A 13,856-nucleotide genomic window follows, 5' to 3' on the forward strand; every position below is an offset into this window, starting at 1 on the left:
CTTTTATTTATAGGCACTTACCCTGGCTATAAAGAGTCCTTGCTTTACTTCAGTTAATGCATAAGATGTAAGCCACATCAGTATTTTTTACGTAGGCCTTCTCTTGCTTTGGTGCTATCAACGTTTCCAGATAAAACACTTGTTAATTGCAGTATTTATTCCTATTTTGGCTACATTTCTTCAGTAAACCCTGAAGATTCATACTGAAAACAGGGAATCGGATGTTATCAACAGGTTTTTACGCAAAAATTACTATCCCTTTGAGTTTTGGATATCCAAAAGATTATGTTAACAAGGTGATATTCAGAAATTAATATGCCCAAATGGCGCAGGATTTTTATTTGTTTACAACGACGGCAAGGATGCAGGAGCAATTGCCGAGACGAAAAAATAGGCGCGTAGGATGGCTACGTAACTATTTTGGCAACGCCGTCAATGAATAAAAAGAGCGGCAAACCGGGTATATTATTAAAAGAATATCATCCAAGTCTTTTCTCGTACATTATTCGACTAATCACTGAGGTTTCTTCTGGTTTCAATATGAATACGTCAAAGAATTCTCCTAAATCATTTAATTTACTTGTTTTTATATTGATTCCGATATTCGCCGGGATCATAAAATGGCAAGTACCCTCATATTTACCCGAAGGTAGCTGGGTATTTTTCTATGCAGCCGTGTTTTTTTCTGCTTCGATTGGTGGCTTTGTTGGTGGCCTTATTGCAATCGTAGTATCGGTTACGATCAATACCTATTTCTTTATTCCACCGATATTTTCGCTGCAAATCACCGATGAACGCCTGTTTTTTTCACTAGTCTCTTTCATAATTTTGAGTCTGGTGGTCAGTGTAGTATTTGAGAAATTGTACCGATCAAGGATGAAGCTTAAACACTTAAGTTCACTGCAATTAGATAATACTCAACATCGTCTGACACTGGCTCTATCTGCCGCCAACGCAGGTCTTTGGGAGTGGGATACTCAAACCCATAAACATGAATGGACTAAAAGTCTTTGGGAATTATATGGCCTGGATCCAAATAATCAAGCTGCTAGTTACGAGCTCTGGCGTAGCATCATACATCCGACAGACCTAGTCGCTGCCGAGTTGTTACTAAAAAACGCCGTTGAAAATCCTGATGACTTCAGTTTTGAGTGGCGATTGGCTGCGCCGGTAGGAGGAAAGGAGCGCTGGTTAATGTCACGTGGTCAGCCCGACTATAACAGCAAAGGCGAGTTGCAACTATTCCGTGGCATAGTCATCGACATTAGCGATCGTAAGTTAATCGAAAAACAGCTAACGGACAACGAACAGCGACTCAACTTTGCTTTCGAAACACTTAAAGCCGGGGCTTGGGAACTAAACCTGAGTAATAAAACTGCCTTCCGCACACTTCAACACGACCAGATTTTTGGCTATAACACCTTACAGCCAAAATGGGATTATGGGATTTTGCTCAGTCATGTAGTGCCTGAGGATCGTCCAATAGTTAAAAAATGTTTTATTGACGCCAAAAAAAATCATAGCGATTGGAATATAGAATGTCGTATCTGCCATGCTGACGGATCAATCCACTGGATTTCGGTTTTGGGTCGGCACAAGTTCGATAAATCAGGATATCCGTCCACTATAAGCGGTATGGTTCAGGACATTACCGCACGTAAACAGGCAGACGACCTTCGGGATTTACAAGCTGCAGCGTTAGAAGCGGCTGCCAATGCCATTATGATTACCGATCCTAAAGGCGTTATCGAATGGGTCAATCCGGCATTTATAGCAATGACCGGGTACACCTCGCTGGAAGCGATTGGTAAGACACCTGAATACTTGGTTCATTCCGATAAACAAGACCCTTCTACTTACCTTGATCTTTGGCAAGCGGCCAACAGCGGTCGAATATGGCATGGCGAACTTATTAACCATCGCAAAGATAATTCGCTGTATGTGGAAGAACTGACTAACACACCCGTTATTAATGGCCAGGGTGAAGTTCAACATATTATTTCAATCCAGCAAGATATTACTGACCGGAAAATGCAGGAAGAAGAGCTACTTCAACACCGTGATCATCTTGAAAAGCTGGTTAACAAACGTACCGAAGAGCTTAACGAAGCACGCAAGCAAGCCGAACATTTGTCTCAGGTAAAAAGTAATTTTCTCGCCAACATGAGCCACGAAATTCGCACACCCATGAATGCCGTATTAGGCTTTAGTTATCTATTGGAGCAGCAAGCGATAAGTCAGGATGCCCGTAATTTAGTGCGCAAGATTAATGGTGCCGGCCATTCATTACTGGCGATCATCAATGATATTCTGGATTTTTCCAAAATTGAAGCGGGAGGCCTGGAGGTTGAAAAAGTACCCTTTTTACTGCTGGATCTTCTTGATCATTTAGCCGCACTGATGTCGGCCTTGGCTAACAACAAAGATCTCGAATTGAACATTGTGCCGCCTATTGATATAAATTCCTTGATCGGTGATAGCCTGCGCATACAGCAAGTGTTGGTTAATTTGCTCAGTAATGCGATTAAATTCACTGATCAAGGCGGGGTGGAGTTACGCGTTACTATTGAGGCGGAGCAGAACGAGCAAATCAAGCTCCGCTTTGTGGTAAAGGATAGCGGCATCGGCATCTCCCTTGATCAGCAAAAAGATCTGTTTTCTGCATTCACTCAGGCTGACAGCAGTATTAACCGCCGTTTTGGCGGTACAGGCCTTGGTTTGACCATTAGTCAAAAATTGGTAAATCTGATGGGCGGTGAGCTGCAACTCGATAGTACCATTGGTGAAGGTAGTGAATTTTCGTTCACGCTGCAACTACAGAGAAATACTGAATTAGAGCGTACGCCTTCCAAACTGGCTAATCTTAATATTTTGATCGTCGATGACAGCAGCATCGCTCGTGAAGCTTTGCTAATGACCGTCCGTAGTTTGGGATGGCATGCCGATGCAGTTGAATCGGGGCCATCTGCGATAATGCACATACAGGAACGCCTTAATAGTCAAAGACTTTACGATTTAGTGTTATTGGACTGGAAAATGCCCGGACTGGATGGCTTGGAAACCGCTGAAGCCATTCGTCAGGTGATGAGCAATAAAAAAAATCACCCAAACTATAGCCCCATTATACTGTTGGTTTCTGCCTATTCCCAAGAAGCACTCAAATTATTACCCGGCATTAGCCATATTGATGCACTATTAAGCAAACCCATTTCACCATCCACGCTTTATAACACTGTTGCAGGCTTGCTGAAAAACTCCGGCATAACTGTGCTGGAAGCACCCATAAAAATATCTAGCCAAAAAATCCCCGGTGTGAAGGTGTTGGTGGTCGATGATAGTGAAATTAACCGTGAAGTAGTGCAACGTATTCTTGAGGCAGAAGGGGCATTGGTCAGTACGGCTAATGACGGCGAGGAAGCACTGCAATGGCTCTCAAAGCATCCCCATAATGTGGATATTGTCCTGATGGATATTCAAATGCCGCTTATGGATGGTTATGTCGCAACCCAAAAAATACGCCAGAATCCTGATTTTGCAGAGCTGCCGGTAATAGCATTAACGGCCGGTGCCTTTAAGAGCCTGGAAGATGATGCACTGGCTGCGGGTATGAACGATTTTATAGCCAAGCCCTTCAACGTACCGGAGTTAATGACACTGATTCAGCGATGGACGGGATGCGCCTCAACATTATTTAACGTAACTGAACAGACTGCCGGCAGGCTGGATATTGAGTTTCAGCCTGATAAAAATCAAGTGGCGCAAACCTTAGCAGATGAGGCTACTCGAAACTTACCGGGAATTGACATTGAAACAGGATTAAAAACGTGGGGACAGGTTGATGTTTATCAAAAATATCTGTCCCGATTTATCGATGAATACCATGAAGCCGGACAGAACATTGTCAATGAAGATCAGGATGTCCTTGATACTGCAAAATCATTGGTTCATAAATTGAAAGGAGCTGCCTACAGCTTGGCATTAACAACCGTTGCCGCGCGTTGTATTGACGTAGAAACAGCAATAACTGCCGGAAAATCAGTAACCGGTACCGCCAAAGCTTTGCAAATAGCAATTACCGAAGTATCGGCCAGTTTAGCCGCATGGCTGGCAGTCGCTCCCCCACTTGAAAAAAACATACCAGCTAATACTGACAGTAATAACACTGATGAAATTATACAGTTAACGAATCAATTACTGGCAGCCTTGAGCATTAATAATCCCGGCCTTGCCGAATCGCTATTAATAATTTTGGAAGTCCGACTAGGTACTGATTTAATTATCCCGATTAAAGCACAAATTGATGATTTCAACTTTCGAGAAGCTGAAGTGTTGACCCGACTTTTAATTCAACAAATAAAATAACCCAGGAATCCATATAACAATGTCTAGTCACCCGATAATGATAGTTGATGACGAGACGGTTAACCTCGCTATGTTTCGCCAAATTCTCGAACCTCAATACGACCTTGTATTTGCGCGTAGTGGCCGGGAAGCACTAACCATAGCTGCAAAGCTTCCACTGAGCCTTATTTTGCTTGATATTGAAATGCCGGATATAAACGGTTATCAGGTGTGTAAGGCTTTAAAATCGGATCCTGCCACAGAGTCCATACCGGTTATTTTTGCGACTTCACAGTCCGAGACAGGCAATGAAGAGCACGGCTTTGCGGTCGGATGTGTCGATTATCTGTGTAAACCGGTGGTACCCAGCCTTGTTCTGGCCAGAATACGTACGCATTTATCACTGGTTCGGACTACAGAACTAGAACAAAGTCAACGCGATGCGATATTTATGTTGGGTGAAGCCGGACACTATAACGACAACGATACCGGCGTACATATCTGGCGAATGGCTGCGTATTCAAAAGCACTGGCAACCGCATTGGGCTGGACAATTTCAAATGCTGAATTAATAGAATTGGCTGCACCCATGCACGATACCGGAAAAATCGGCATTCCTGATGCGGTGTTACAAAAACCAGGAAAATTGGACACTGGCGAGTGGGAAATTATGCGGCGTCACTCTCAGATAGGTTATGACATTCTGTCGAAAAGTGTTGCCCCGGTATTTAAACTGGCCGCAGAAATAGCCTTGAATCACCATGAAAAATGGGATGGTAGCGGCTATCCGAACGGTTTGGCAGGTACCGCCATACCTGAATCAGCCCGAATTGTAGCACTCACTGATGTATTTGATGCATTGGCCATGCGCCGCCCTTATAAAGAACCTTGGCCATTGGAAGCTATTTTTGCAACTATACGAGAGGGTTCCGGGCGACACTTTGATCCGAGAGTCGTCAGTTGTTTTTTTGATATTCAAGCGGAAATTCTTGAGATTACGGATGCATGGGTGCTACGCAATGGAGAAATTTAATCTGGAGCAGAGTCACTATGTCTTTCAGAAATTAAATTTCCAATGCACCTCACTGCAAACTCGTACGGATACCATCCCTTCAAGGGATGTTATCCGTTAGCATCGAAATTATTTATCTGAAAACCACTATGTCTGCCTGATAGTAATGATTAAAAGTAGAAAATATATCGGTAACCCGATCTTCACATTTTTAATTTTCTAAAAGCGTGACAGGATTTGCAATCCCGTCACTTCTGTTTTCAAGACGATATTATTTAACAGTATGCCGCTGGCTAACAATCACCAGTCTACAATTCATCCTGCAGGCGTTGATAAATACCCCCAAAACTGCCGTTACTCATTAATACAAAATGCCCGCCTGAACGCGCTTCAACTTTAAGTTTGGCAATAATGTCATCAAGCGACTGACAGATTTCAATATTATTGGCATAATTTTTCAGCTGGCTTAAATCCCAATCCAGATTTTCGGGCTGATAAATAATGGCCAGATCGGCATCACCCAGCGATTTTGCCAGCGTTTCTGTATGCACACCCAAACGCATGGTATTTGATCTGGGCTCGACAATGGCGATAATACGCTCCTGCCCCACCTGTTTACGTAAACCATCCAGTGTCGTGGTAATCGCCGTCGGGTGATGAGCAAAATCATCGTACAGCGTTACGTTATTAATTTTGGCAATTACTTCCATGCGCCGTTTAACATTGATAAATTGACCTAAAGCGGCTATGGCATCTTTCGGCAGAATACCGACATGGTTTGCCGCAACGATGGCAGATAGCGCATTGTAAACATTATGCTCACCGGTTAAAGGCCAATCGACTACACCTTGCTCCTTATCTTCAAACTCTACCGAAAACTGGCTGCCATCGGCTTTAAGCAGTTTTGCATTCCATAAGGCATTGGCATTGATCGAGGTTTTTTCAACCGGCGTCCAGCAACCCATAGCCAGAACATCGTTGATATTGGCATCACACTCGGGACTGATAATTAAACCTTCGCCGGGAATGGTTCTAACCAAATGATGGAACTGTCGTTTTATCGCATCCAGATCAGGAAAAATATCAGCATGATCAAATTCCAGATTATTCAGTATTGCCGTGCGTGGTCGGTAGTGAACAAATTTTGAGCGCTTGTCAAAAAAAGCGGAATCATATTCATCTGCTTCAATGACAAAAAAACCGGGCTTATTTTCCGGTTCAGGACCTCCCAAACGTGCTGAAATACCAAAATTTAGTGGAATACCACCAATTAAAAATCCCGGATTAAAGCCCTGATGCTCAAGTATCCAACTCAACATACTGGCTGTGGTGGTTTTACCGTGAGTTCCGGCTACACCCAGCACCCACTTATCTTGCAACACATGCTCTGCCAGCCACTGCGGCCCTGATACATAATGCAGGCCTTTATTCAGTACCGCTTCAACTTCGACGTTGCCGCGTGACAAAGCATTGCCAATAATGACCAGATCGGGATTGCTATCCAGATTTTCAGCGCGATAGCCGTCCATCAATTGAATGCCCTGCTGTTGCAATTGTGTACTCATGGGTGGATAGACATTCTGGTCAGAGCCACTGACCTGATAGCCCAACTGCCTTGCAATCACGGCAAGTCCGCCCATAAATGTTCCGCAAATACCTAAGATGTGAATATGCAATGTCGTGTCCTGATGATTGTAATAAAAGAAGGGGTTTTTATGGATTATTTATTGATCTGAAATAGTTACTTGCGTTTAATGATAAGTTGCTGTGAAATATTCATAAAATAATCCCTATATGATCTGATAATGACCGAAAAAAACAAAATAATAGTTGAAGCGACACCCTATTTCATAGCCGAACAATCGGCTCCTGAAAAGGATCGTTATGTGTTCGCCTATACCATCACTATCACTAACGAAGGCACTGTGCCTGCACAACTGCTTAATCGTCACTGGTTAATCACCGACTCCAATGGTAAAGTTCAGGAGGTAAGGGGCGATGGCGTTATTGGCGAACAGCCTTATCTTAAACCGGGAGAAATGTTTCGTTACACCAGTGGTGCAATACTTGAAACTCCGGTTGGCACCATGCAGGGCCAATATACAATGCATTCGGATGAAGGCGATAATTTTAATGCCCAAATCCCCCAATTTACTTTATCCATTCCAAGGACACTGCACTAATTAAATGTCTATTTATGCTATTGGTGACATACAAGGCTGCTTTGATGATTTACTAAGGCTCCTTGATACCATTTCTTTCAATGAAAATACCGATCAACTGTGGTTTGCAGGTGATCTGGTTAACCGTGGACCCAAGTCCTTGGAAACCTTGCGCTTTGTTAAGTCGCTGGGCAATTCGGCCGTTACCGTGCTCGGTAACCATGATATGCACTTACTTGCTGCATCGTGTTTACCTAAAGTGGCTGATAAAAAAAATACTCTCTGTCAAGTACTTGAAGCGCCTGATCGGGATGAGTTAATTGATTGGTTAAGACATCGGCCACTGTTTCATTATAACGATGATTTCTGTTTACTTCATGCCGGCTTACCGCCTCAATGGGATTTTAAAAAAACCCAAAAGATGGCCTTGCTGGCAGAAAAAACATTAAAAAGCCCTGATTATCAAGACTTTTTAAAACAAATGTACGGAAATAAACCTAATATCTGGTCAACCAGCTTAAAAGGCGTATCAAAATTACGTTTTATTATTAACTGTTTTACGCGTATGCGTTATTGCGATGTTAATGGCCGCCTTGACTTTGCCAACAGCGGGCCTTTAGGTTCTCAACCTAAAAATTTGTTACCGTGGTTTGAAGTGCCAAAACGCAAAAATGCCAATATGCGCATCATTTTTGGACATTGGTCTACGTTGGGCTACTATGAAGGTTCAAATTGTTATTCCATTGATACCGGTTGTTTGTGGGGTGGACAGCTGACTGCAATAAAGCTGGGTGAACAGGTACAGCGAATCAGTATTGATTGCAAAGGTTATAAAAAACCCAACAAAAATGATTATATTGCCACACCTGCTCTTGAAGAAATGGCTTAAACGCCCCGAGTGTTGACAGAAACAGGATCATTGTTGGCACTTTTTAAACCATAAAAACCGGCTGCCTCCGGGGCTGATCTTTCAGGCACCGAAAACAGCGGTAGAGCGTTGTTTAAAACTTGTAACCGGCCTGCATAATGAACGTGCGTTGCGGCAAGGGATGGTTGAAAAATGCCTGATAGTCGTTGATATTATCTATACCCGCCGACACATGGCCTTTTTTATCATTAAAATGATAAGTGGCTTTTAAATCCACATACACCGATTCATTAAAGGCTGCATAGTAGGGTAATTGTAAATCCTTATTATCCAACTGCGAATACATTCTGCCCTGATAGCGGGTGCCCACCGAAAAGTCCAGATCCCTACCATAGTGATAAGTCGCCAACAGGTTGGCCCGAAAATTAGGCAGCAACGGAAAACTTTTTCCAACATAATTAAGGTCATTATCGTTTTTCAGAATTTCCGAGTTTAGAATAGTGGTATCGAGTTTAATATCAAAATTGGAATTAAAAACCTGGTTTTGATTAACGGTAAAATCGATACCATTAATCTCGACTTCACCAATGTTGGACAGTGAACTGGTATAGTTGCCTGCGGGTACTTTGCCAAGCGCCGAGTTTGATATGTACGAGCTATAAATGGCATTACTCACATTCTCATGAAACAGGTTCAGTCGAACATAGCCGTTATCAAAATCATATTCGCCCAACAAGTTGTGATGCATGCCGTCTTCCGGCTTAAGTGAGGCATTACCAACCGTTGAACTACCGGTTAAACTATTGGAATTATCAAATAATTCACCCACCATTGGAAACCGGTAAGCCTGACCCAAAGAGTAACGAAATTTCATGCGTCCCGGCTCGTAACCCAAGGAAAATTTAGGCGAGAAAGCGGATGACTGTTGATTTGCCGGTGCATTATTTACCGTCTTGGTAATCGCATTTACGGCATTAAGTGTATTGGCGGTGTATACACCATCAGACATATTCCAACGCTCCAGACGGGTACCAAAAGTAGCATCCCAATCCGACATAAAACGCCAGGTTAACTGACCGAATATTGCATGCGTATCGGTTGCACCACCACTGCGTAGCGAGAGATTGGTTTGCTGGCTGTCAAGATAATTATTCGACCCATATTGACTGGTATACATTTTTGAATGTTGGTACTCGTAGCCGGTAGCAAATGACAACGATTTAAAGCCCAAAAACTCCTGGTTATCGAATTTTGTCGATACATTGACCCAACCCATACTGTCAACATTGGTAACCTGGCCTTGATTTCTGTTTAATGGATCATTGGGATTTAACGTGGATGAAACCGATTGATCGTTAAGTACATCAAACCAACTGATATTGGTATTGGTATTCCAGTTACCAAATATATTACCTTTTAAACCGCCACCCAACGTAAAAGTCTGTCTATTCTGTTGACTGGTTCCAAAGCTGTTAGCTGCAGGAACTAATTTCAAGCCATTGTAGTTATAAGCCGTAGAGCCACTACCATAAACCGGTTTGCCTGCAGCATTGGTCAGATAAGTCTGGCCGGTACTATTTACATCAAGTTCTTCAAAAGCAGTGGTAAACAAGGCATCCAATTTTGGGGTGATCGCATAACCACCTTTCCATTTATAGAGATTATCCACTGAGTGAGCGATACCCGAATCACCATAAGAAATACGCGGCTGGCCGGCATATCCACCTTGATTTGCCTGCGTACCAATAGCTTTGGGATTCTGCTCCATATAAGCACCATTGACTACGCCAGCACCTCTAGCGGCGGGTAATAATGGCCCACCGTTAGGTCCGGCTGAATTGGAATAGCCATAAGTTGTCATTGGCTGCCCTTCATTCTCCAGATGGTTATAGGAAAAATAACTACTAAAATCACCAAACTTGTCGCCGTAAGAGCCAAAGGTTTTAAAGCCTTGGAGATTTTTATCCGTTCCCTGATATTTATACGGTTGCAATATATAGGTTGCTTCGGTATAAACCTCGCGCTTTTGCGGTAGCAGAGTATTGATATTGATAACGCCGCCCATCGCATTACCGCTATATTCAGCTGAAAAAGGCCCGGAAAGAATATCAACCGACTTAACCTCTCCAGGTCCAACCAAACCCCAGCGTGGAGAGCCGTTAAAGCTATACTGCAATGAATTCCAGATCGGCATGCCATCCATCATCACCATCACCCTACCACCCTGATAAGGATTGGAGCCACGCATACCGACAGGGGCATTAGGGTCGCCAATATAGCGTTGACGAACAACGATTCCCGATTCGTATTTAATGGCATCCGAGGTAGTGACGGCATTGGTTTTCTCAATGTCTTTTTTAGTCACCGTCGTTTTAGGGCTAGAAAAATCGGTTTTTGACGGCCTTTCAGGTCGGCCATCTTCAGAGTCAGACACACCGGTGACGACCATATCTGACAATGCCATTGTGGCAGCTTTTTTCTTTTTATCCGTAGAGTCTCCTTTCTCGGTAGGCTCGCTATTCTGCGTAATTTCGCCAAAGACTAAAGGCGAGCTCATCATAAGCACACAAATCAGGGTATTTCGCACATTGCGCGGAAAAGGTGGATTACTATAGGCCATCGTCAAATATTCCATTTAAAAATTAAAATAAAAGCTACTTTCTTTCTATTTTATCAGTAGCGACAAAATTTTATAGCACTATTTATGCCAAAATATTCTGCCCCCCTTATTTTAATGGACTAGCGTTGATTTATATTAGTAATAACCTTGTAAGTTATGACTTGCCTCATAAAACTGTGTCATATGACACAGTTTTATGAAAAAACAGGTTATATAACACAGTTTTTATAAAAACACATTTACCATAAAAGACTAAATAATTGATTAATAAGGGTCGCAGAGATTTGGCCTGATATTTGCTAATATTAAGTTTCAATATTAACTCTGAGCCCAGAAATTTAAGATGACTCCTATCAAGCCACCTTTCCCGCTTAATCGACGACACGCACTAATCTGTTTACTGATACTGACAACACCATTGGCTGTTGCAGAAACACCAAAAAACGTTACCGGCAAAAAAGCCACCGCAGATAATGCGAAAGCAGAAATGCCGACCATAACGGTCACGGAAAAAATAATACCTACCGCTACTGCCAAGGAAGTCTACCGACTGCCAACTACGACAGAAAGCGTGACCAGCGAAAAAATTGATAACACTATCAATGCGATGACCGCCGAAGATGTTATTAAATATATGCCCAGTATTCAGGTTCGTAAACGTTATATCGGTGATACCAATGCACCGGTGGGTTGGCGCACGTCGGGCACGGGTGCCAGTGCTCGCGGCTTGATCTATGCCGATGGCATTTTGCTGTCATCCTTGCTGGGCAACAACAACGGCAACACCGGTTCACCGCGCTGGAATATGGTATCGCCCTCGGAAATTGAGCGGGTTGATGTCATGTATGGGCCTTTTGCAGCAGCCTATTCCGGTAACTCAATGGGCGGCGTGATTGATATTAAAACCAAAATGCCGGAAAAATTTGAGGCTGGTGGTGATATAAAATCAACCTGGCAGGATTATGGTTTTTATGGCAAGAAAAATACTTACGATAGCCAGGAATATTCTTTTAATGTCGGGGATCGTTACAAAGACTTCTCCTTCCGTTTTGATGTAAGCCACCTGGATAGTCATAGCCAGCCGATAACGTTTATTAATCCATTGGCAACCGCTTATTCAAATACGGTAGTGAATGGCAGAGTTACCAGAACAGCAGCACAAAATAAAGCAACTGCTTTAGCCGGAGCAACCGCAGTCACTGGAGCCATTGCCAACAAAAACCCGTATGGCGTTGATGCGCAAGTATTGGGGGCGGGAAATCTTAATCATACCGTGCAGGACAATTTTAAATGGAAATTTGGCTACGATATTACTGACACCATCCATGCGGCTTATACGCTGGGTTTATGGCAGAATGATAACAATGCCGGTTTTGAAAGCTATCTACGTGATAGCGCCGGTAATGTGATCAATAGTGGTAATGTTAAAGTTGGCGGCAATGTCTACGCGACCAGTTTTGCAGAAACCAGAGCAGAACAAATGCATTGGTCACACGGCATGAACCTTAAATCCGATACCGGCGGAAAATTCGATTGGGATTTGGCAGGCAGCGTGGTTGAATATGGTAACGATTTAAGTCGAACCTCGACACAAACGCCTTTGCAAGCCGCTAACAGCGGTGCCGGCACGGTTACCAGTTTAACCGGAACCGGTTGGAATACTGCCGACGCCAAGGGTATATGGCGACCCGGCGTGAGTCTGTTGGGCACGCACGAAGTCAGCTTTGGTTTTCACCATGATTTATACAATTTGGACAATCCGCAATATGCGGTTAGTAACTGGCAAGCCAACGATACCGGTATCATGAGATCCAATTCACAAGGCAAGACCCAAACCGAAGGTTATTGGCTACAAGATGCCCTGGATTTTAATAAAGACTGGAACTTTACCTTGGGTGGGCGCCTGGAAAACTGGCATGCTTTCGATGGCTATAATTCGGCTTTAGTCGGCACCAGACTGCAAACAGTGAATCAATCAAACCGTAATGACTTGCAATTTTCGCCCAAGGCAAAATTGACCTGGAAGCCTTTAGAGCGAGTACAAACCGGTCTGGCCATCGGTCAAGCCTATCGCTTTGCAACGGTAACCGAGTTGTTTCAAACAACTACCGTTACTACCGGCGGCGTGACCAACATTATCAATGGTAATCCCAATCTCAAGCCTGAAGAAGCCCTGTCTTCGGAGTGGTCTAACGAATATTTCCTGGATAACGGCAAGTTGCGTCTTAGCTTGTTTCAGGAACGCGTAAAAGATGCTATTTTTACTCAACAAACCTTATTGTCCAACAATAGCGTTTCCAGTGTCCCTTCAAATGTCGGAGAAACTCAAACCTACGGTATTGAAGTTGCTGGTGAAGCCACTGATGTCGGCATACAAGGTATTGATCTTTACGGTAATGCCACCTGGGCTGATTCTAGAATTACCGACAATGCCGATGCCGATGCGGCTGCTGTTATCGCCGGCCCTACTGCCGCCAACCCCAATGCCAATCAGCCGTCAACCGGAAAACGTCAACCCCGGGTTCCCGAGTGGCGTGCCAGCGCAACGGTTGCTTATCGTCCGACCAACAAGATTACCACCTCAGTCAGTGGGCGTTATAGTAGTGCACAGTTTAGCCAGTTAAATAATAGTGATATCAATGCTGCTACTTATGCATCTGGTGGTACGGCTTACTTTATTGTTGATTTACACGCCAAATATCAAATCACCAAACAAGTGAGTGCTGCGGCAGGTATTGATAACGTTAACAACCAAGAGGTCTGGTTATTTCATCCCTTCCCGTCACGTACTTACTTTGCCCAGATAAAGTATAATTATTGAGCATAACATAGTAGTGTGGGTAGACATTTGTT

General features: G+C 43.5%; 7 protein-coding genes. 5 read left to right on the plus strand and 2 right to left on the minus strand.

The annotated features are described in order from the left end of the window. The first annotated feature begins 540 nt into the window (after window positions 1–540). On the plus strand, window positions 541–4,362 hold the full coding sequence (locus tag N7974_RS05990; RefSeq protein ID WP_262964736.1) for a response regulator: 3,822 nt from the start codon (window positions 541–543) through the stop codon (window positions 4,360–4,362). Between the two features lie 19 nt (window positions 4,363–4,381). Further along, a complete protein-coding gene (locus tag N7974_RS05995) occupies window positions 4,382–5,374 on the plus strand; it encodes a response regulator (RefSeq protein WP_262964737.1) in 993 nt (330 codons plus the stop codon). Between the two features lie 287 nt (window positions 5,375–5,661). Here N7974_RS05995 and mpl read toward each other — a convergent pair whose 3' ends face one another. Then, window positions 5,662–7,029 carry a UDP-N-acetylmuramate:L-alanyl-gamma-D-glutamyl-meso-diaminopimelate ligase gene (mpl, locus tag N7974_RS06000; RefSeq protein WP_262964738.1) on the minus strand — a complete coding sequence of 456 codons (1,368 nt, stop codon included), beginning with the start codon at window positions 7,027–7,029 and terminating at the stop codon, window positions 5,662–5,664. A gap of 129 nt (window positions 7,030–7,158) precedes the next feature. On the opposite strand from mpl, the gene apaG reads away from it, so the two are divergent. Continuing rightward, the gene (gene apaG / locus N7974_RS06005) at window positions 7,159–7,536 is read left to right on the plus strand and encodes a Co2+/Mg2+ efflux protein ApaG (protein WP_262964739.1); all 378 of its coding nucleotides are present in this window, start codon (window positions 7,159–7,161) and stop codon (window positions 7,534–7,536) included. Window positions 7,537–7,540: 4 nt separating this feature from the next. After that, on the plus strand, window positions 7,541–8,404 hold the full coding sequence (locus N7974_RS06010; RefSeq protein WP_262964740.1) for a symmetrical bis(5'-nucleosyl)-tetraphosphatase: 864 nt from the start codon (window positions 7,541–7,543) through the stop codon (window positions 8,402–8,404). A gap of 112 nt (window positions 8,405–8,516) precedes the next feature. Here the strand turns inward: N7974_RS06010 and N7974_RS06015 are convergent, their stop codons facing one another. After that, complete coding sequence (locus tag N7974_RS06015; RefSeq protein ID WP_262964741.1) at window positions 8,517–11,003, minus strand: TonB-dependent receptor; 2,487 nt, start codon at window positions 11,001–11,003, stop codon at window positions 8,517–8,519. A 343-nt stretch (window positions 11,004–11,346) separates the two neighbouring features. On the opposite strand from N7974_RS06015, the gene N7974_RS06020 reads away from it, so the two are divergent. Then, the gene (locus N7974_RS06020) at window positions 11,347–13,824 is read left to right on the plus strand and encodes a TonB-dependent receptor (protein WP_262964742.1); all 2,478 of its coding nucleotides are present in this window, start codon (window positions 11,347–11,349) and stop codon (window positions 13,822–13,824) included. Window positions 13,825–13,856 lie beyond the last annotated feature (32 nt).

Source organism: Methylobacter psychrophilus (assembly GCF_025583945.1).
GTDB lineage: Bacteria > Pseudomonadota > Gammaproteobacteria > Methylococcales > Methylomonadaceae > Methylobacter_C > Methylobacter_C psychrophilus.